Source organism: Pseudomonas bharatica CSV86, assembly GCF_000319305.2.
GTDB classification, from domain to species: Bacteria; Pseudomonadota; Gammaproteobacteria; order Pseudomonadales; family Pseudomonadaceae; genus Aquipseudomonas; species Aquipseudomonas bharatica.
The window spans coordinates 16,756-35,248 of the sequence record NZ_AMWJ02000001.1 but is presented as its reverse complement, the minus strand read 5'-3'; the positions used below and the strand labels follow the sequence as shown (position 1 = coordinate 35,248).

Genomic DNA, 18,493 nt, shown 5'->3' with positions numbered 1-18,493 from the left:
CCCACAGTGTGGGAGCTGGCTTGCCAGCGATGAGGCCCTGAAGGGCACTGAAGATCAGAAGTCGTAGGTGAGCTTGGTGTAATAGAACGCCCCCTCGGGCGCCGAAGGCGCGAGGTAGCTGTACTGCTGCCCCGGGGTCTGGCGCAGGCGCAGGTTGAAGTCGTCCGGCTTGCTGTCGAACAGGTTGTTGGCGCCCACCGACAGCTTCAGTTGCTTGCTGAACGCGTAGTTCACGTCCAGGTCGGTGTTCCATTGCGCCGAGAAGGTCTGGTCGTACTGCGCGTTGGCCGCCGAGGCCGCGTATTTGCGGTACTCGCCATAACGGGTCTGGGCCAGGCTGACGGTCCACGGCCCATAGCGGTGCACCGCACCCAGCACCAGCTTGTCTTCCGGGTAACCGTGTTCGAGGAAGCCGCGTGCCTCGCGGGTCAGCACATCGAAACCGTAGGGGTTGGCGTTCACCGATTCGATGGTGGTACGCGCCTTGGTATAACCCGCCGACAACGCCAGGTTGCCGAAGCGCTGCAGATCCAGGTTGTACTTGCCGACGATATCGACGCCCCGGGTGCGGGTATTGGCCGCGTTGGTCATGAACTGCGCCCAGCTGTACTGGCCGTAACCGGCGGCGGCGAGAATGCGCTCCGCGTCCGGGCCGGAAATCCCGCCACTGTAGAGCAGGCGATCACGGATGGTGATCTGGTAGGCGTCGATGGTCAGCGACGCCTGCTCGCTCGGCCGGAACACCACGCCAAGGGAGTAGTTGGTGGACTTCTCCGGCTTCAGCGCCTCGGCCCCCAGGGCCTGGGCCGCCGGGTGATCGACCGGAAGGATGCGCGTCAGCACCGGGTTGCCGTTGACATCGACGTTGGTGGTGGTGGTCCAGGAGGTGCCGATCTGGCCCAGGGTCGGCGCGCGATAGGCGCTGTTGACCGTGGCCCGCAGGCCCACCTGCGGCGTCAGCTCGTAGCGCGCCGAGAGCTTGCCGGTGGTGGCCGAACTGAAGTCCGAGTAATGCTCGGTACGCCCGGCGATGCCCACCTGGAATTTCTCGGTGACCTGGTTCTCCAGGCCGAAATACACCCCGCCAACATCGCGCTTGTAGGTCCCGGCATCGTCGGGCATCAGGCCGGAAGCCTGCACCGCACCCACCTGCACGCCATCGATGCCGCCATAGGAATAGGAGTCGTAGTCGCCATCTTCGAGGCGGTATTGCTCGTGGCGATAGGCGATGCCGGCGGAGACGGTCAGCGGGTTGTCCGACCAGGCCACGGCCAGGTCCCTGGCGTAGTCGATGCCCAGGTTGGTCTGTTCGTTGACCAGGGTCGCGACATCGAACTTGGTCGGGCTGTTGGCGCCGTAACTCGGGTTGACCGTATCGAAGGCCAGTTCGTCATGCTTGTCGCGGCCATAGGTGGCACTGAAATCGAAGCGCCCGATGGCCTCGTCTTCGAAGCGCGAGCCGACGGTGAACGAAGCATCTTCGTAGCGGTAGCGATACTTGGGAATGGTGCCGCCGGGATACAGCGCGGCGACGTTGTTCGGGTTGGACGCCAGCAACGGCGGCGTGTTGTTGATCGACTTGTCCTGGCCGAAGGTGGCGAAGCTGTAAAGCCGCCACTGGTCATCCAGGCCGACCTCGGCGTTGGCAGCGAGGTTGTACTTGTCGCGAGACGCACCGCCCCAGCGCGGATCCTGCCAGGCGCCCCCGGCCTGGTACTGGTCGCCGATATCGGTGGGCTTGGTATTGACCCCGTTGAAGCTCAGGGTGAGGAAGCCGTCCCCCGGCAGGCCCAGGCCGTACCAGCCATCGGCGCTTTTGCTGAAGCCGTCGCCCTGGGCGTACTTGCCCAGCTGGGTATTGAGCTGGCCGCCGCTGTCGCGCTCCTTGAGCACGATGTTGACCACACCGGCCACCGCGTCGGAACCGTACTGGGCGGACGCGCCGTCACGCAGCACCTCGACATGGTCGATGGCGCTGATCGGGATCATGTCCAGGTCGACCGGCTGTGCGCCAATGAACGGCACGCCGCCGGAAATGTTCACCACCGCCGAGGCATGCCGGCGTTTGCCATTGACCAGCACCAGGGTCTGGTCCGGGGCCAGGCCGCGCAGCGAGGCGCCCTTGGGGTTCTGCCCGCGGGTTGCACTCTGGTTCTGCGGGAAGTTGAACGAGGGCAGCAGTTGGAACAGCGCCTGGTTAAGTGTGGTGGCGCCGGTCTGCACCAGTTCCTCGCTGTTGATCACGTCTACCGGCGCGGCGCTGGTCAGAGCGGTGGCGTCGCTGCGGCGGGTGCCGAGGGCGACCACGCGATCCAGGGTCGGCACGCTGGCGGCGGAGGTTTCGCGGTTGGCGATCCGGCTGGCACTGGCAGTGCCGGTCGCCGACGACGATTCGGCCTTGTCCTTGATGATGAAGGCTCCGGTCGGGCTGACTTCCAAGGCCAGCCCGGTTCCCTGCAGCGCCGCCTCGATGGCCTGGGCCGCAGACAGGTTGCCGTCGACCCGCGCCGAGGAATAACGGCCCAGCTCCGGCGTGAAGGAAATCACCTGGCCGCTCTGCCGGCTGATGTTCAGCAGCACCTCGTCCAGCGGGCCGGATTCGAGATGCCAGGCCTGGCGTACTTCGTCGGCGAAGGCCGCACCGCCCAGCAGCAGGCTGAAGGCGATGGCCACGGATGTCTTGTTGCGTTGCGTGTTGTATTGATTCTTGCGCACAACGATTCCCCCCACGGAATCCAAACCGCGCTGCTCCCTCGGCAACGCTTGCGGGAAGGGTGTGGCGCGGGCCGGGGAAATCTTGCAGATCGTTTGGTTATGGGCTTATGCCGCCGTCAGCGTGACCCAGTAATCGCTGCGCCGATTGATACGGATCGGCAAGGTACGGCTGAGGGCTTCGAGGACTACATCGCTCTGGTCGAGGCGGTACAGGCCGCTGACCCGCAGATCGGCGATGGCCGGGTCGAGGCGCAGCACCCCATGGCGATAAGGGCGCAGGGCCTCGATCACTTCGCTCAGCGGGCTGCCGCGTACCTCCAGCAGGCCATTGACCCAGGCGCTGTCGCCGCTGCGCAGGGCCTGGACCCTGCCGAAACGCAAGCGGTCGAAAGTGACCTCCTGGCCGGGCTGCAACTGCAGGCGGTCGCCACCACGGGTGACGATCTGCAGCGGCGCCTGCATGGCGCCGACCCGGCACTGGCTGTCGCGATCACGCAGGAGAATCCGCGCATCACGGCCATACACCTCGCCACCACTGGTTTGCAGGATGAAGGGACGGCGGTCGGCGGCCACCTGCAGCAACCCTTCCCCACCCCGCCATTTCAACAAGCGGCGCTGGCTGTCGAATTGCACATCGGCGGCGCTTTGCGCGTTGAGCACCAGTTCGCTGCCGTCGTCCAGCTGCACGGTCTGGCGCTGGCCGATGCCTGTGGAAAAATCAGCACTCAGCGAGTCGAATGTCGGCGTCAGGCTCCAGCTTCCGCCGATCATCAGGCCGGCTCCGAGCAAGGCCCGCTGCAACACCTTGCGCCGGCTCGACGGCGCATCCAGCGCCCGTTGCAGGACACCGCCATCGATACCTTGGGCAATCGGCACCTGGAACACGCCGAGGGTGCGTTCCAGGCGCAGGCAGAGTTCTTCATGGCGTGGATCACGGGCACGCCAGGCCAGGAAAGCCTGGCGCTCCGCATCGCTGGCCTGGCCTGAACGCAGCAGGACGATCCAGCGGGTGGCCTGTTCGAGCAGGCGTTCCTGTTCGACGCTCATATCACTCCAGGCTGGCCTTGAGACAACGGTGGATGGCCTTGGCCATGTAGTCGCTCACCGAGCGTTGCGAGATGCCCAGTTGCGCGGCGATTTCCGGGTAGGTCAGGCCGTTGACCTGGGACAGCAGGAAGGTCGCCTTGACCTTGGCCGGAAGGCCGTCGAGCAGCTCGTCGATGATCTGCAGGGCTTCGAGCATCTGCGCCAATTCTTCCGGCGAAGGTGCCTGCGCCTCGTCGTCCAGGTGCAGAGCATCGAGATAGGCGCGCTCCAGGTCGCGACGACGCCAGAGCTGGTACATCAGGCGCTGGGCAATGGTGGTCAACAGCGCCCGTGGCTGGCGGATCGGCTCGGCGACCGGAGCACTGAGCAACTGCACGAAGGTGTCGGCGGCGATATCTTCCGCGCCACCATCGCCCAGGTGCCGGCGCAGGCGCAGGCACAGCCACTGGTAATGGTTGCGGAACAGCGAGCCCACGTATTCGCGGTGGGCGTGGTCGAGACCGGACATGAATGACTCCAGAAGGAGGATTGCTTGAGATGTCCGGTGGTCCGGTGACGCCATGCTAGAGGGAGGGCTTATGCTTTAAAAATATTTAAAAAGCATTCGATTATTCGAATTTGAAATTAGCGGCATCGCGCTCGTAATCGAGCAGGATCTGATAGTCGGCTTCGCTGGCAGGCAGGACTTCACGGATCGCCAAGGTTTCGGCGAACGCGGGCAGCGTCTGGTTCAGCGCTTGGCGGATGCGTTCGGCGCCTTGCTCGTCGAGGTGGGCCGGGCCGATGAAGGGCAAGGTCGGGCTCGGCGCACTGACATCGAGGATACGCAGGCCGCTGACTTCTTCACTGTGGTCGCGGGCAAGGTAATCCCAAGTGATGCTGTCGATCGCCGCCAGATCGCCCTGCCCCGTCTTCAAAGCCCTGAGGCTGTCGCGGTGGCCGCCGGTGTACTGGATGGCGGAGAAGAAGCGGTTGTCTCGCTGCAAGGGCGCGAGGCGATGGCGCAACAGGTTCATGCCGGAATTGGAATCGGGGCTGTTGAGCAGGCCGCGGCTGTCGAAGAAGTCGGCCAGCGCGCAACGCGGATCGTCTCCGCGCACCACCAGCAGGCTGCAATGGTTGCCGGCGCTGGCATGGGGCAGCTCGTAGACCGGGCGGCCAATGACCCGGACCTTGCCCCGCAGTAGGGTCATCAGCGGGTAGCCGCAGGTCTGGGCGAACAGCAGGTTCGGTGATTGCCACAGGGTGGGCAGGTCGAGGGCAATGGCGTCCTCACGTACCGCACCAAGCAGGTCCAGCGTGTGTTGCAGCCAGGATTCGCTGGCCACGCGAACCCGCGAGGGGGCCACGTACATCAGCAGTTCGGCGTAGGCCATGGGCACTCCGGGTCAGGCGAAAGGATGTTCGGGGCTGTCGATGGGACGCAGGCTGTGCGCGCGGATCAGCTCGCCATAGCCGTGCACCAGATAGCCGCCACTGCGCGCCAGCCATTGCTCGCGACGCTGGCGGTAGACGGTTGGCAGGAAATACCACGGCAGGCCTGGCAGGTCGTGGTGCACCAGGTGCAGGTTGAGGTGCAGGAACAGCCAGGTCCAGGGCCAGCCGGCTTCGTTGAGGACAGTGCGTTGCTCCGGGCGTTCGGCGGGACGGTGCTCGTAGAAGGATCGCAGCATGGCCACGGACAACGCCGGCACGCTGGCCAGGAATACATACTGGGCAATGGACAGGGCGCTGTATTTGGCGATGAAGGCAAACATCAGCAGTGTGCAGAAACCGTGCGTCAGCCACATGCGCCAGGCCTGGCGGTCACCCTGTTTCAGGCGGGTGAGTTGTTCCCGGGCAAGGCCGAACAGGGCTTGCGGAGCGCCGGTCAGCAGGCGCCCGGGAACGGTCTTGTCGAGCCAGCGCAGGGCCCGGTCGGTCTTCCGGGTGCGTTGCCAGGCCTGCTGGCCGAGGTAGCGGCTTTCGGGGTCGCGGCCCGGCAGGGTGAGATCTTCGTCACGGTGATGGAGCAGATGGCTGTCGCGATACAGGGTATAGGGATACCAGACGGCGAACGGCGCGTAGCCGAGCAGCTTGTTCAGCCAGAGGAAGCGGGTCGGATGGCCGTGGAGCAGCTCATGTTGCAAAGACAGCCAGAGCACCAGCAGCGGGATCAGCAGCACCGTGGTGAGCCCGGCGCCGAGCAACGAACTGCCCAGCAACAGGGCGAACCAGCCGGCGTAGGCCCCTGTCAGCAGCAGCCAGGTCGGCCACTCGCTGCGCCCGAGGAAGCTGGCATGCAGGCGCAGCACTTCATCGCGCTGGGCGTCGTCGAGGTAATGGGGCATGAAGGGGGTCCTGAAATGGCGGATACCCCCTTTGTGGAATGAGGCGGGAAAATCTTGCAGATCGATTGGTTATAAAGGGCAGGATTCTCTGTTGTTTTCGCGGGCCTCATCGCTGGCAAGCCAGCTCCCACAGGTACTGCACAAATCTCAAGATCTGTGCTGAACCTGTGGGAGCTGGCTTGCCAGCGATAGGGCCCTCAAGAACAAAGCAAAACTACCTGCCTTCCTCCACATCCTTGCCGCTGGCATCGATCGCCCGGCTCGACGGGTAGCGCGACGATGCATAACGCACCACCAGGATCGAGAACGACAGCAGCAAGATACCGCCGCACAGGTACAGCAGCCCTTCGTCGGGTGCCTTGTGGTGCGAGACGTCACCGATCAGCAGGCGGGTCAGCGCGGTGATCGCCACATAGAGCAGGAAACGGATCGGCATGTGGTTGGTCTTGAAATAGATCCCCACCATCGCGCCCAGCTCCAGGTAGATGAACAGCAGCAGGATGTCGTCGACGCTGACCCCGCCCTTGCCGATCATGTCGATGAAGGTGGCGACCGCCGCATAGGCGGTGATGGCACCGATCCCGAACAGGGCCAGGTAGTGGAACGCCTCGACGCACAGGTTGCCCAGCGAGTCGGCCCCGCCATGCAGGCCCTTGCGCAATTTTTCAGCCCATTTGATGTTCACGATGCGAATTCCCCGATACGGCTTGGAAGAAGGATGCTGCCGGCATATGACGGCTATGCCTGCATGCAGTAAAAAGGCCAGCGGCCTCGCTTGAGAAGGCGACCGATTGCCGCAAGGCACGCCCGCACACCCTCCGCCTGCAAAAATCTGGGCTATAAAAAGGCCACTATCCAATGCCGGGCGATTACTGTATAAATACCCAGTATTCCGTATTCCTTCAATTTCGAAAAAGGCGTGAGGTGATGAATGGCCGTCGAAGTGGTGTACCGCAGCAGCCGCGACCTGGAGCGTTTGTTCATGGATAAAGCCGAAGCAGACCGTCACGACAAGATGCTCGAGCTGGCCGAGATGCTGGCTGAAGTCCTGAAGAAGGCCGTGCCGTCGCTGGACGAACAGCAGGTCGATGACATCGGTATCTACATGGCGAAGAACCGCGACGTGTTCGCCAAGGCCTTCAAGAGCCAGCCGGATGCCCTGTCCGAACTGCTCGAGGCACCTGCGGACGCGGAGTGAGCCCTAGGCGTTACCGTATACCAGGCGCTCCGCCAATTGCTCCGCCACCCGCGCCGGCGAGCGTTTTTCCGCCTGGGCGTGGGCGAACACCTCGGTCAACCGGCTGGGGATCCGCGCCAGGTGTGCGGTGATGTCGGGCAGTGGCTGGCCCTGATGGGTCAGCGCCACGTAGATCAGGCCGCCGGAATTGATGATGTAGTCCGGCGCATAAAGGATGCCGCGGCTTTCCAGTTGGTCGGCCACCTGCAGGCTGGTCAGCTGGTTGTTGGCCGAGCCGGCCACCGCCGCACAGCGCAGTTGCATCACGCTTTGCCCGGTGAGGATCGAGCCCAGGCCGCACGGCGCGAAGATATCGCAAGGGGTGCCTACCATCGCTTCGGCAGCCACGGGCTGGGCGTCGAATTGTTCCATCGCCAGTTGCACCCTGCCCTGGTCGTGGTCGCTGACCAGCAGCTCGGCGCCCGCCGCATGCAGCTGTTCGGCCAGCGCATAGCCGACATTGCCCAGCCCTTGCACGGCCACTCGCAAGCCCTCCAGGTTGTCGCTGCCCAGGCGTGCCATGGACGTGGCGCGAATGCCGGCGAACACGCCCATCGCCGAATGCGGCGAGGGGTCGCCGGCGCGGGTGGTGCTGGTGACGTGCCGGGTGGACTGGGCGATGCAGTCCATGTCGAGGGTCGAGGTGCCGCTGTCGATGGCGGTGATATAGCGGCCTTCGAGGGACTCGATGAAACGGCCGAAGGCTTCGAACAGCGCGGCGCGATTTTCCACATGGGGATTGCGGATGATCACCGCCTTGCCCCCGCCCAGCGGCAAGCCGGCCAGGGCGGCCTTGTAGGTCATGCCCTGGGCCAGGCGGATGGCATCGCTCATGGCGCTGTTGTCGTCCGGGTAGGCCAGGTAGCGACAACCACCCAGGGCCGGGCCCAGTTGCTCGTTGTGGATGGCGATCACCGCCTTGAGGCCGGTGGCCGGGTCGGTGCACAGGTGCAGTGATCGAGTGCGGGTGCTTTGCATGAGAGCGAACATCAGCGGCCCCTCTTGAACAGTGCTGCATCCAGTATAGGTGTGCCCTCGATGGCTGCCGCAGCACTGGACGAAACGCCGTGCCAGGGCTAAAACAGAAGCTCTCGACGGAGATCGCCATGAACCCACGCCACGCCTGCCTGGCCTGTCTGGAACGCATACCCCCGGCCTTGTTCGAAGCCGGATTGTGGGTGGCTGCCGAGCATGACGCCAAGGTCGATCCGGCGCAGGTGATGCGCGGGCTGCGCGAGCTGCAGCATGAGGTCAGCAATGACCTGCCGCTGCTGCCGCTGAACGAGCTGGCCCAGCCACTGCTGCGCAAGCTGTGCTCGATGGGTTTCCAGGAAGACGAATACCACCCCTTGCGGCCCCAGGCGGCACTGCTCGATCAACTCATGCAACGTCGTCGCGGCCAGCCGCTGGCCCTGGCCCTGCTCAGCCTGGAGCTGGCGCGGGGGTTGTCGATTCCGTTGGAAGGGGTGAATTTCCCGGGACATTTTCTTTTGCGTGTACCGGGCGCGGACCATCTGCTCGATCCCTGTGGCGGCCGGCGCTTGTATCCGGCCGATTGCCGGGAATTGCTGGGGCGCCAGTTCGGCCCGCAAGTGCCGTTGACCGCCGAGCATCTGAAAACGGCCAGTGCACGGGAGATGATCCAGCGGCTATCGCGCAATCTGCGGCAGTTGCATTCGACCCACGGCGACGATATCGCAGCGCTGAGGGATGCCGAGCGGGTAATGGAGCTCGGAGCGCCACTGGCCAGCGATTACCTGGCCCGGGCCACGCTCTACCAGCATCTGGATTGCCCGCAGGCCGAGCGTCATGACCTGGAGCATGCATTGCTGCTGACCGATGACCCGATCCAGCGACTGCGGCTGACGGAGCGGTTGGGGCATTTGCCTTCGGGGAAAAGGTCAGTGCATTGATGTTGTTCTTCAGGGCGTCATCGCTGGCAAGCCAGCTCCCACAGGGATTTGAGTGGCCTGTGGGAGCTGGCTTGCCAGCGATGAGGCCCGAGAGAACAACAAAAAAATCAGCCTGCAGCCGGCGTATCCGGCTGCCGCGAAGGATGCGCCAGCACGAACGCCGGATGCTCCTCCGCCAGCCTCACCACCCGCAGGATCCGCGGGTACCCGCCCAGATCGACATTGAAGCGCCTGGCCGCATACACCTGCGGAATCAGGTAGACATCCGCCAGCCCCGGCTGCGCGCCGAAGCAGAAGCCTTCGTCACCGATCAACCGTTCCACCGCTTCCAGCCCCTGGCTGATCCAGTGCGCGATCCAGCGATTCACCGCATCCTCGTCCTGCCCCGTCTCGCGCAGTAGGTTCAGGACGCTGACGTTGTGCAGCGGATGGATATCGCAACCGATCAAGGCCGCCACTCCCCGCGCCCGGGCCCGTTGCACCGGATCGTGCGGCAGCAGTGCCGGCTGTGGATAAACCTCTTCCAGGTACTCGATGATCGCTGGCGATTGCACCAGCAATTCCCCGGAATCGGCCTTGAGCATCGGCACCCGGCCCTGGGGATTGAGCGCAAGGTAGTGTTCCGCGCGCTGCTCGCCCTTGAGCAGGTTGACCGGCAGCGACTGGAACTCCAGCTGCTTCAGCGCCAGGGCAATGCGAACCCGGTACGACGAGGTGGAGCGGTAGTAAGTGAAGAGTTCCATTGGGTTCAGGGCCCTTTCAGTTCGCCGCAACGACTTTCCCACGGCATTCGCCGAAGCCGATGCTGGCCACGCCGTCGCGTCTGGCGCGGGCGCGCAGGATGATTTCATCGCCGTCCTCGAGGAACTTGCGTACCTCGCCCGACGCCAGTTCCACCGGGTGCTTGCCGCCCTCGGTGATCTCCAGCAGGCTGCCGTACTGCCCGGGCTCGGCACCGGACAACGTGCCGGAACCGAACAGGTCGCCCGGCTGCAGCTGGCAACCGTTGACACTGTGGTGCGCCACCAACTGCGCCACGGTCCAGTACATGCTCAGGGTGTTGCTCAGGCCCAGGCGATGCGCAGGCAGGTTCTGCTCGCGCATGCGCTCGGTGATCAGCAGCACTTCCAGTTCGATATCGAAGGCACCGGCCGCCTGGTCACGCGTGTCCAGAAGGTACGACAGCGGTTGCGGGTCGCCGTTCGGACGGGCTGGCTGGGCGCAACGGAACGGCTCCAGGGCTTCGGCGGTAACCACCCAGGGCGAAATGGTGGAAATGAAGCTCTTGGACAGGAACGGCCCCAGCGGCTGGTATTCCCAGGCCTGGATATCCCGCGCCGACCAGTCGTTGAGCAGGCAGAAGCCGGCGATGTGCTCGGCGGCGTCGCCAATCGGTATGGCCTGGCCCATGTCGTTGCCCTGGCCGATCCAGATGCCCAGTTCCAGCTCGTAGTCCAGGCGCGCGCAAGGGCCAAAGCTTGGCTCGCTCTGCCCGGCCGGCAGGGTCTGGCCTTTCGGCCGCCGTACTTCGGTACCGGACGGGCGAATCGTCGAGGCCCGGCCGTGGTAGCCGATCGGTACGTATTTGTAGTTGGGCAGCAGCGGGTTGTCCGGGCGGAACAGCTTGCCGACATTCATGGCGTGCTGGATGCCGACGTAGAAGTCGGTGTAGTCGCCGATCCTGGCCGGCACGTGCAGCTCGCATTCGCTGGCCGGGTACAGCGCGGCCTTGAGCGTGGCCTGGTGCTCGCTGCCCTCGCCGAGCAGCGCCAGCAGGCGCTCGCGCAGGGCTACGCGGGCACTGCGACCCAGGGCGAAGAAGGCGTTCAACGCGCCGCCGCGAGTGGCTTCCACCGCCGTCCTGGCTTCGCCTTCGAACAGACCGGCAGCCAGTACCGCTTCGAGGTCAAGGATGGCGTCGCCGATGGCAACGCCGCTGCGGCGCTCGCCGCCGGCGCGGCTGAAGATGCCCAGCGGCAGGTTCTGCAACGGGAAGTCGCTATGCCCATTGGCGTGTTCGACCCAACTACGGGCAATGGCGGTCTGGTTCATGCTTATCTCCGATTCGGGGTGAAGGTGCTCGGCAGCGTGGCCCAGCACCTATCGTAGTCGTTCTGCAACTGCGGGCAGTCCAGGGCATGGCGGGTCGGACGCAGCACCTGGCCGGTCTCGAACATGAAGGCCATGGTGTTGTCGATCTTGCTCGGCGCCAGCTCCGCGGCGATGGCCTTGGCGCAGGTTTCGGCATCAGGACCGTGGGCGCTCATGCAACCGTGCAGCGAGGCGCCACCAGGTAGGAAGCCTTCGGCCTTGGCGTCGTATTCGCCCTTGATCAGGCCCATGAACTCGTTCATCAGGTTGCGGTGGAACCACGGCGGACGGAAGGTGTTCTCGGCCACCATCCAGCGCGGCGGGAAGATCACGAAATCGATATTGGCCATGCCCGGCACGCTGGTCGGCGAGGTCAATACCGTGAAGATCGACGGATCGGGATGGTCGAAGCTGACCGTGCCGATGGTGTTGAAACGTCGCAGGTCATATTTGTACGGCACGTTGTTGCCGTGCCAGGCGACCACGTCCAGCGGTGAATGCTGCAACTGGCAGCCCCACAGCTCGCCAAGGAACTTCTGCACCAAAGGCACCGGCCCCCGGGCTTCCTCGTAGTGCGCCACCGGCGCGAGGAAATCTCGCGGATTGGCCAGGCCGTTGCTGCCGATCGGGCCCAGGTCCGGGATGCGCAGCGGTGCGCCGTGGTTCTCGGCGATATAGCCGCGGGCTTCGCCATCCGGCATCTCGACGCGGAACTTCATGCCGCGCGGGATCACCGCGATCTCCAGCGGCTCAACCTCCAGCACGCCCAGTTCGGTGACCAGGCGCAAACGGCCCAGTTGCGGCACCAGCAGCAGTTCACCGTCGGCGTTGAAGAACACCCGCTCCATGGAACGGTTGGCACGGTAGATATGGATACTGACGCCGGCCGGTTTGTCGCCGGCCGAGTTGGCAGCCATGGTCACCCAGCCATCAATGAAGTCGGTGGGCTCGCCGGGCATGTCCAGCGGGCTCCAGCGCAGGCGATTGGGGGTAACCGCGCCCAGCGGGCCACCGGCCAGTTGCCGCTCCAGGCGCACGAATGCCGGGTGCAGCGCCGAAGGACGGATGCGGTACAGCCAGGTGCGCCGCTGTTCATGGCGGCTCATGGTGAAGGCGGTACCGGAGAGCAGTTCGGCGTACAGGCCGTAGGGCGCTTGTTGCGGGGAGTTCTGGCCGACCGGCAGGGCACCGGGCAGGGCTTCGCTGGCGAACTCATTGCCGAAACCGCTTTGGTAAGCGAGGTCGGACGGGTTGTCGATGTTCATCGAGCCTCCATGGGGTGGCAGATTGTCAACCCTGTCGCCCAAGCAAAAGGGAAGTGCTTCTGCATTGTTTTAATTTCGTAAACGGATTACGCATAACGTAATTTGCTCGCACCATGACGTCAAGCTATAAAGATCGCCGTCCATTCCGGGACCGCCGTGCGGTCCTTCGCGAGCAAGCTCGCTCCCACAGAGAAAACAGCGCCCATGAGTAAAGCTCCGTCCAGCACCGATAGCGGTAAACAGAAGGTTCGTTCGGCGGAGGTCGGTACCGACATTCTCAAGGCGCTGGCGGAGCTTTCCCCCGCTACCTCGCTGTCGCGCCTGGCCGAGCATGTGGACATGCCGGCGAGCAAGGTGCACCGTTATCTGCAGGCATTGATCGCCAGCGGCTTCGCCGAGCAGGACCCGGCCACCAACCATTACGGCCTGGGACGCGAGGCGTTGCGCGTGGGCCTGGCGGCGCTGGGCGGGATGGACGTTCTGAAAGTGGCGGCGCTGCCCCTGTCGCAATTGCGCGACGAACTGAATGAAAGTTGCTTTATCGCGGTATGGGGCAACCAGGGCGCGACCGTGGTGAATATCGAACCGGCAGTGCGCGCGGTGACGGTGGTGACCCAGATCGGCTCGGTGCTGCCGCTGCTGAGTTCGTCCACCGGGCTGGTGTTCGGCGCCTATCTGCCGGAACGGGAAACCGTGGAACTGCGGGATCGGGAACTGGCGCAGAGCGGACACGACATCGCCCATTACGATGCCCTGTTCGCCACCATCCGCGAACACGGCCTGCATCATGTCCACGGCCTGCTGATGCCCGGTGTCGACGCCCTGTCGGCCCCGGTGTTCAACGCCATGGGCCAGATCGCCGCGGTAATCACCGTGGTCGGGCCAACCTCGATCTTCCATGCCGATGAACAAGGCCCGGCAGCGCAGCGCCTGGTTGCCACGGCAAACGCCATCAGCTGGCGGATGGGCTATCAGGCGTCAGTGAACTGAATTGGTGCACTGTTGCCGAGGATGCAACAGTGAATGTCAGAAAGGGCTATTTTTCCTTGGGTTGCGCCTGACTATCCTTGCCTTGCCCTGACGATCCGGTGTTCGCCAGGGCGCGAAGTTGACGCTTTGGACCCCTTAATGGTCGGTTAATGCTTTTCCCCTAGAGTGCTCCCGATTGTTGCTCCGAAGCGTCCCCTTCAGTTCACCGACGTCGATTTTGAAGCTCCTTGATCTGCGTCTTTCATTGGCCGCTGCAGTTGCAGCGGCCTTTTTTATTTGTGTTGTTGCTGATGGCCCCATCGCTGGCAAGCCAGCTCCCACAAGATCCCTGTGGGAGCTGGCTTGCCAGCGATAGGGCCCGAAAGACCACCATCATCAATCGCAATGAAACCGGTGCAGCAACCGATGCGCCACCGGCGCCAGGATCAGGCCGATACTGGCGACGAATACCAGCCCCACATATAGCCCGTACACCGCGAAGAACAACTTCCCGCCCTGGGTTTCCGGCAGCGCCACCGGCCCCATGCCACTCAGCAGCAGGGTGGCGTTGAACGCCGCGTCGTACCACTTCACCCCTTCCTCGAAGTGCAGGTGCCCGGCCACGCCGATCAGGATCGAGCCCAGCAGCAACAGCAGCGCACCCAGCGCATGAAGCAACAGCCGGCTGCGGAACTGTTCTGCCGAGATGACTTCTTCGTTCTTCGATTCATACATGTGCGCGCTCCTTGTCGCGATGACGGGCTAGCCAGCTTAGGAAAGATCCGCCAATCGCGACAGAAATCAGCGCCGGGCAAATCGTTGCAAATTGCTCATCATCTGCTCGAGGGCTTGCAGGCTGTCCTTCGGATGCACGGCGTTCTCGAAATCGCCGATTTGCCCCAACTGGCCGCCACGTCTTCGACGCTGAAGCCTTCATGGGGATCGAAGCCGGCCCCGAGGCTGCGCTCCCAACGCACCTGGCCGATCCAGCCACCGCCGACTTCATAGAGGTTGCCGCTGTCCTGGCAGCGGTCGCTGCCCAGGTAGACCACCAACGGGCTGATCAGCTCGGGCTTGAGTTGCTCGAACACCTGAGGCGGGATCAGGCCTTCGGTCATGCGCGTGCCACCGGTCGGGGCGATGGCGTTGACCAGCACGCCGTTCTTGCGCCCTTCCAGCGCCAGGGTGCGGGTCAGGCCGTAGAGGCCGAGCTTGGCCATGCCGTAGTTGGCCTGGCCGAAGTTGCCATAGATGCCCGACGTGGACGAGGTGAAGATCACCCGGCCCCAATTCTGCTCGCGCAGGTGCGGCCAGGCGGCGCGGGTCACTTTCCAGGCACCTTCGACGTGCACCTTGTAGACCAGGTCCCAGTCGGCGTCTTCCATCTTGTGGAAGGTCTTGTCACGCAGGATCCCGGCGTTGTTCACCACGACATCGACCCGGCCGAAGCTGTCCAGGGCCTGTTCGACGATGCGCTGGCCGTCGGTCACCGAGTCATGGTTGGCCACCGCCTCGCCGCCGGCCTCGCGGATCTGCGCCACCACCCGGTCGGCCGCCGAGGCGTTCGCCCCTTCGCCGTGGGTCGAACCGCCCAGATCGTTGACCACCACCTTCGCCCCGTGCCGGGCGAACAGCAGGGCATGGGCGCGGCCAAGGCCACCGCCGGCCCCCGTGACGATCACCACTCTATCTTCCAGGCGTACCGAATCGGTCATGGCTCAACTCCAACTGAACAGGGAACGGAGCCGCCAGTGTCAGCCAGCACCCGTGCCCGGACAACGAACCGGGCGGGCGCTGAATGGCGGATGATAAGTGACGCTTGGGTCAGGACCAGGCCACCTTCTGCAGGCTCCAGGCCAGCGGCTGGTGACGGAAATCCAGGTAATGGCGCAGCACCTGGGCCGGCGACTCGGTGTGCGGGTAGTGCCCGATGCCATGGAGCAGAACGGTATCGGGCTCGGGAATCAGTTCCTCGTAGCGCTCGACCATATGCGCGCCCGACAGCGGGTCTGCCGCTCCGTTGATGAAGCGCAGCGGCAGGCTCGCGTTCTGCAAGGCCCCGACCCAGCGCTGGCGATGTGCCTGGTGTTCGATCAGGTACTCCGAAAGCCGATGCAGGATGCGATTGCCGCGATTGGCCACGATCAGGCTCCAGCAGTCGTCCAGCGCGCTTTCGCTGGGCTGGGTACCCGGTCCGTAGATCTGCCCGGCATTGCGCACCAGGTCGTCACGATCGAAGACCCGCGCCACCAACCAGCCGAGCCGGCTGATCAGCAGGCGCTGAAGCAGCAACGGGCGATGGCATTCGGGAAACAACCCGGCATTGAGAAACGCGCAACTGGCGATCCGGCCCTGCCCTTCGTGATGCCGCGCCAGCAGTTCCTGGGCGACGCTGCCGCCATAGTCATGGGCCAGCACATGCACGGGCTCATGGATATGCAAATGCTCCAGCAACGCCTGCTGCAGATCGGCCTGCTCCAGCAGGCTGTAGCGATGCCCCGGCGGTTTGGCCGAATCGCCGAACCCCAGCATGTCGCAGGCGACTACCCGAAAGCGCTGGGCCAGGGGTTGCCAGAGGTAGTGCCAGTCCCAGCTGGCGGTAGGAAATCCGTGAATAAGTAGCAGTGGCTCTCCCTGCCCTGCCGTCCAGTAGCGAATGCTCTGGCCGCGGAACGTGTATCCCAGGCTCCGTGTCCGCCAGACGCACAAAGGTATCTCTGCCAAAGGCATAGCGAGATCTCGGCTGGTGGTTGTTATCAGTGTTGGTCACGGCGGCACATGATTGTGCTCTGTCGCTGAGCATAGTCAGCCGCCGCCAGGGCGGGAGTTGCCTTGGCAGCCAGCTTGCTGACCTTGCGGGTCACGCGCCGAACGGCTTATAGCGCCATCGTCAGCAACGGCGCGGCGAACAGGTTGAGCAGGCCGGTCAGGACCATCACCAGCCCCGCCACCGAGCCTTCTTCGCCGCCCACCTCCCGCGCCCGGCTGACACCGGCGCCGTGGGCACCGACACCGAACAGCGCGCCCCGGGCCAGCGGCGTGCGCAGCGGCAGGTAGCGCAGCAGCACGCCACCGAACACCGCACCGAGCACCCCGGTAAACATCACGAACACCGCCGTCAGTTCCGGCACACCGCCCAGTTGCTGCGCCAGCGGCATGGCGAACGGCGTGGTGATGGAGCGCGGCAGCAACGACAGGCTCACCGAACTGTCCAGCGCCAGCAACCGTGCCAGCACCCAGGAACTGGCGATGGACGCCGTACTGCCCATCAGCATCCCCAGGCACAGGGCCTTCCAATGCCTGGCCAGCAGGCGCCGCTGCTGCCAGATCGGTATCGCGAAGGCAACGGTCACCGGGCCGAGCACTGCCATCAGCCAGTGGGTGTCGCGGGAATATTCGGCGTAGGCGGTATGCAGGGGCACGGCAATGGCCAGCAGCACCGCCGGCACCAGGATCAGCGGCGACAACAGGTAACGCCCGGTGCGCCGGTACAGCCAGCGGCTGCCCAGGTAGGCCAGCAGGGTCAGGGCCAGCCAGAACAGCGGCATCGGTTCAAGACTCATGACGCAGGCTCCGGCGGCACACCCATTCCACGGTGAAGGCGGTGACCACCATCACCAGCAAGGTACTGACCGCTATCACCAGCAGGATGCGCCAGCCGTCGTTGCGCAATAGCGCGCCGTAGTCCAGCAGGCTCATCAGCGCCGGGATGAAGAACAGCAGCATCTCGGCCATGAGCATCCCGGCCCCGCGCTGCAGGGCGGCAGGCTGGAGCCAGCCGAGGGCGAACAGCACCAGCAGCAGCGCCAGGCCCATCACTCCGCCGGGGATGGGCCAGCCGAACCAGGCCACCAGTTGCCCGCCGAGCAGGTACAGCCCCAGCAGCACGCCCAGCTCGGCAAGCAGGCGCGCAAGGTATTTGAAATTGGCGAACGTCATCGAAGGGGTTCCTCTGGAGACCCCATTTTAAAATCGTGCTCGCCCATGCAAAAAGCGAATTGTTAGACTGCACTGCATTCCAGAATGGAATTCAAGGCCATGGACTTCAAGCAACTGCGCAGCTTTATCGAAGTGATACACCGCGGCGGCTTCACCCAGGCCGCGCAGACCCTGCATATCAGCCAGTCGGCAGTGAGCAAGCAGGTGGCCCAGCTGGAGCAGGACCTCGGTGTAACGCTCCTCGAACGGCACGCCTCGCGCCTGCACCTGACGGCCGCCGGCAAGGTGGTGCTGGAACGTGGCGAAGCCATCCTGCACCTGAGCCAGGCCTTGCATAACGAACTGGACGACCTCAGCCAGTTGGCCCGCGGCGAACTCAGCCTCGGCCTGCCGTTGCTGGGCAGCGACGCGCTGTTCGCCGGGCTGTTCGCCGAATACCGGCGGCGCTATCCGAATATCAAGGTGCAAATACTCGAAGGCGGCAGCCGCACCATCGAACAGGCGGTCCTCAGTGGCGAACTGGAACTGGGCGGCAGCCTGACGCCGAACGATCCGGCCTTCGACTGGCAGCCGTTCTGCAACGAACCGCTGGACGCCCTGCTGCCGCTGGACCATGCACTGGCCGGCAATGCCAGCGTGCACCTGGGAGAATTGGCGGACACGCCCTTCCTGCTCTATCAGCGCAGTTTCGTGCTTAACGACCGGCTGTTGAGTGCCTGCCAGGCCCTGGGTTTCACGCCCAGGGAAGGCGGACGCAGCGGACAGGCGGATTTCCTCGCCGCGCTGGTGGCAGCCGGCCAGGGCGTGGTGCTGTTGCCGCGGATCGTGGCGAGGGCGCTGGAACGGCCCGGCGTAGTGCGCCTGGCCCTGCGCGAACCGCAGGACCTGCGCTGGGACATCGCCTTCATCTGGCGCCGGGGCGCCTACCTGTCGGCGGCGGCCCGGGCCTGGCTGGACCTATTGAAAGAGTATCCGCAGGCGCAATGA

General features: G+C 64.5%; 18 protein-coding genes and 1 pseudogene. 4 read left to right on the top strand and 15 right to left on the bottom strand.

Going from position 1 to position 18,493, the window contains the following annotated elements:
• Nucleotides 1-54: 54 nt before the first annotated feature.
• The 6 genes from CSV86_RS00185 to CSV86_RS00160 form a co-directional block, all read right to left on the bottom strand.
• Nucleotides 55-2,715: a TonB-dependent receptor domain-containing protein gene (locus CSV86_RS00185; RefSeq protein ID WP_311985777.1), complete on the bottom strand. Its 2,661-nt coding sequence runs from the start codon at nucleotides 2,713-2,715 to the stop codon at nucleotides 55-57.
• 105 nt (nucleotides 2,716-2,820) lie between these two features.
• A complete protein-coding gene (locus CSV86_RS00180) occupies nucleotides 2,821-3,762 on the bottom strand; it encodes a DUF4880 domain-containing protein (protein ID WP_009395136.1) in 942 nt (313 codons plus the stop codon).
• A gap of 1 nt (nucleotide 3,763) precedes the next feature.
• Nucleotides 3,764-4,270, bottom strand: coding sequence for a sigma-70 family RNA polymerase sigma factor (locus tag CSV86_RS00175; protein WP_009395135.1), 507 nt, complete (start codon nucleotides 4,268-4,270; stop codon nucleotides 3,764-3,766).
• A gap of 100 nt (nucleotides 4,271-4,370) precedes the next feature.
• A complete protein-coding gene (locus CSV86_RS00170) occupies nucleotides 4,371-5,138 on the bottom strand; it encodes a phosphate/phosphite/phosphonate ABC transporter substrate-binding protein (protein WP_009395133.1) in 768 nt (255 codons plus the stop codon).
• 12 nt (nucleotides 5,139-5,150) lie between these two features.
• The gene (locus CSV86_RS00165) at nucleotides 5,151-6,092 is read right to left on the bottom strand and encodes a fatty acid desaturase (RefSeq protein ID WP_009395131.1); all 942 of its coding nucleotides are present in this window, start codon (nucleotides 6,090-6,092) and stop codon (nucleotides 5,151-5,153) included.
• 214 nt (nucleotides 6,093-6,306) lie between these two features.
• Complete coding sequence (locus CSV86_RS00160; RefSeq protein WP_009395129.1) at nucleotides 6,307-6,777, bottom strand: phosphate-starvation-inducible protein PsiE; 471 nt, start codon at nucleotides 6,775-6,777, stop codon at nucleotides 6,307-6,309.
• A 246-nt stretch (nucleotides 6,778-7,023) separates the two neighbouring features.
• Here CSV86_RS00160 and CSV86_RS00155 point away from each other — a divergent pair, with 246 nt between their 5' ends.
• A complete protein-coding gene (locus CSV86_RS00155; protein WP_009395127.1) occupies nucleotides 7,024-7,290 on the top strand; it encodes a YebG family protein in 267 nt (88 codons plus the stop codon).
• 3 nt (nucleotides 7,291-7,293) lie between these two features.
• Here the strand turns inward: CSV86_RS00155 and CSV86_RS00150 are convergent, their stop codons facing one another.
• Nucleotides 7,294-8,319 carry a Leu/Phe/Val dehydrogenase gene (locus tag CSV86_RS00150; RefSeq protein WP_009395126.1) on the bottom strand — a complete coding sequence of 342 codons (1,026 nt, stop codon included), beginning with the start codon at nucleotides 8,317-8,319 and terminating at the stop codon, nucleotides 7,294-7,296.
• 116 nt (nucleotides 8,320-8,435) lie between these two features.
• On the opposite strand from CSV86_RS00150, the gene CSV86_RS00145 reads away from it, so the two are divergent.
• Nucleotides 8,436-9,242, top strand: a complete 807-nt coding sequence (locus CSV86_RS00145; protein ID WP_009395125.1) for a transglutaminase family protein — start codon at nucleotides 8,436-8,438, stop codon at nucleotides 9,240-9,242.
• Nucleotides 9,243-9,349: 107 nt separating this feature from the next.
• On the opposite strand, the gene maiA is transcribed toward CSV86_RS00145, so the two are convergent.
• From maiA to hmgA, 3 genes are read right to left on the bottom strand one after another with little or no spacing between them, the layout of a single operon-like run.
• Nucleotides 9,350-9,985, bottom strand: a complete 636-nt coding sequence (gene maiA / locus CSV86_RS00140) for a maleylacetoacetate isomerase (RefSeq protein WP_009395124.1) — start codon at nucleotides 9,983-9,985, stop codon at nucleotides 9,350-9,352.
• A gap of 16 nt (nucleotides 9,986-10,001) precedes the next feature.
• A complete protein-coding gene (fahA, locus tag CSV86_RS00135) occupies nucleotides 10,002-11,294 on the bottom strand; it encodes a fumarylacetoacetase (protein WP_009395123.1) in 1,293 nt (430 codons plus the stop codon).
• 2 nt (nucleotides 11,295-11,296) lie between these two features.
• On the bottom strand, nucleotides 11,297-12,598 hold the full coding sequence (gene hmgA / locus CSV86_RS00130) for a homogentisate 1,2-dioxygenase (RefSeq protein WP_009395121.1): 1,302 nt from the start codon (nucleotides 12,596-12,598) through the stop codon (nucleotides 11,297-11,299).
• Nucleotides 12,599-12,802: 204 nt separating this feature from the next.
• On the opposite strand from hmgA, the gene CSV86_RS00125 reads away from it, so the two are divergent.
• A complete protein-coding gene (locus CSV86_RS00125; RefSeq protein WP_009395116.1) occupies nucleotides 12,803-13,588 on the top strand; it encodes an IclR family transcriptional regulator in 786 nt (261 codons plus the stop codon).
• A gap of 375 nt (nucleotides 13,589-13,963) precedes the next feature.
• Here the strand turns inward: CSV86_RS00125 and CSV86_RS00120 are convergent, their stop codons facing one another.
• The 5 genes and pseudogenes from CSV86_RS00120 to CSV86_RS00100 all read right to left on the bottom strand — a co-directional run bounded on the left by CSV86_RS00120 (nucleotide 13,964) and on the right by CSV86_RS00100 (nucleotide 17,506).
• Entirely contained in the window at nucleotides 13,964-14,302 is a 339-nt protein-coding gene (locus CSV86_RS00120; protein WP_009395113.1) for a superinfection exclusion B family protein, read from the bottom strand.
• A gap of 66 nt (nucleotides 14,303-14,368) precedes the next feature.
• Nucleotides 14,369-15,282: pseudogene (locus CSV86_RS00115) on the bottom strand (SDR family oxidoreductase).
• 109 nt (nucleotides 15,283-15,391) lie between these two features.
• Nucleotides 15,392-16,297 carry an alpha/beta fold hydrolase gene (locus CSV86_RS00110; protein ID WP_037058698.1) on the bottom strand — a complete coding sequence of 302 codons (906 nt, stop codon included), beginning with the start codon at nucleotides 16,295-16,297 and terminating at the stop codon, nucleotides 15,392-15,394.
• A gap of 146 nt (nucleotides 16,298-16,443) precedes the next feature.
• A complete protein-coding gene (locus CSV86_RS00105) occupies nucleotides 16,444-17,130 on the bottom strand; it encodes an LrgB family protein (RefSeq protein ID WP_037058696.1) in 687 nt (228 codons plus the stop codon).
• On the bottom strand, nucleotides 17,120-17,506 hold the full coding sequence (locus tag CSV86_RS00100) for a CidA/LrgA family protein (protein WP_009395108.1): 387 nt from the start codon (nucleotides 17,504-17,506) through the stop codon (nucleotides 17,120-17,122). The genes CSV86_RS00105 and CSV86_RS00100 overlap by 11 nt, the downstream gene beginning before the upstream one ends.
• A gap of 99 nt (nucleotides 17,507-17,605) precedes the next feature.
• Here CSV86_RS00100 and CSV86_RS00095 point away from each other — a divergent pair, with 99 nt between their 5' ends.
• On the top strand, nucleotides 17,606-18,493 hold the full coding sequence (locus CSV86_RS00095; RefSeq protein WP_037058705.1) for a LysR family transcriptional regulator: 888 nt from the start codon (nucleotides 17,606-17,608) through the stop codon (nucleotides 18,491-18,493).

What these genes read in the sequence shown, in the direction of transcription:
- CSV86_RS00180 (WP_009395136.1), bottom strand. Translation starts at nt 3,762, where the DNA reads ATGAGCGTCGAACAGGAACGCCTGCTCGAACAGGCCACCCGCTGGATC.
- CSV86_RS00175 (WP_009395135.1), bottom strand. Translation starts at nt 4,270, where the DNA reads ATGTCCGGTCTCGACCACGCCCACCGCGAATACGTGGGCTCGCTGTTC.
- CSV86_RS00170 (WP_009395133.1), bottom strand. Translation starts at nt 5,138, where the DNA reads ATGGCCTACGCCGAACTGCTGATGTACGTGGCCCCCTCGCGGGTTCGC.
- CSV86_RS00165 (WP_009395131.1), bottom strand. Translation starts at nt 6,092, where the DNA reads ATGCCCCATTACCTCGACGACGCCCAGCGCGATGAAGTGCTGCGCCTG.
- CSV86_RS00155 (WP_009395127.1), top strand. Translation starts at nt 7,024, where the DNA reads ATGGCCGTCGAAGTGGTGTACCGCAGCAGCCGCGACCTGGAGCGTTTG.
- CSV86_RS00150 (WP_009395126.1), bottom strand. Translation starts at nt 8,319, where the DNA reads ATGTTCGCTCTCATGCAAAGCACCCGCACTCGATCACTGCACCTGTGC.
- CSV86_RS00145 (WP_009395125.1), top strand. Translation starts at nt 8,436, where the DNA reads ATGAACCCACGCCACGCCTGCCTGGCCTGTCTGGAACGCATACCCCCG.
- maiA (WP_009395124.1), bottom strand. Translation starts at nt 9,985, where the DNA reads ATGGAACTCTTCACTTACTACCGCTCCACCTCGTCGTACCGGGTTCGC.
- fahA (WP_009395123.1), bottom strand. Translation starts at nt 11,294, where the DNA reads ATGAACCAGACCGCCATTGCCCGTAGTTGGGTCGAACACGCCAATGGG.
- hmgA (WP_009395121.1), bottom strand. Translation starts at nt 12,598, where the DNA reads ATGAACATCGACAACCCGTCCGACCTCGCTTACCAAAGCGGTTTCGGC.
- CSV86_RS00125 (WP_009395116.1), top strand. Translation starts at nt 12,803, where the DNA reads ATGAGTAAAGCTCCGTCCAGCACCGATAGCGGTAAACAGAAGGTTCGT.
- CSV86_RS00120 (WP_009395113.1), bottom strand. Translation starts at nt 14,302, where the DNA reads ATGTATGAATCGAAGAACGAAGAAGTCATCTCGGCAGAACAGTTCCGC.
- CSV86_RS00110 (WP_037058698.1), bottom strand. Translation starts at nt 16,297, where the DNA reads ATGCCTTTGGCAGAGATACCTTTGTGCGTCTGGCGGACACGGAGCCTG.
- CSV86_RS00105 (WP_037058696.1), bottom strand. Translation starts at nt 17,130, where the DNA reads ATGAGTCTTGAACCGATGCCGCTGTTCTGGCTGGCCCTGACCCTGCTG.
- CSV86_RS00100 (WP_009395108.1), bottom strand. Translation starts at nt 17,506, where the DNA reads ATGACGTTCGCCAATTTCAAATACCTTGCGCGCCTGCTTGCCGAGCTG.
- CSV86_RS00095 (WP_037058705.1), top strand. Translation starts at nt 17,606, where the DNA reads ATGGACTTCAAGCAACTGCGCAGCTTTATCGAAGTGATACACCGCGGC.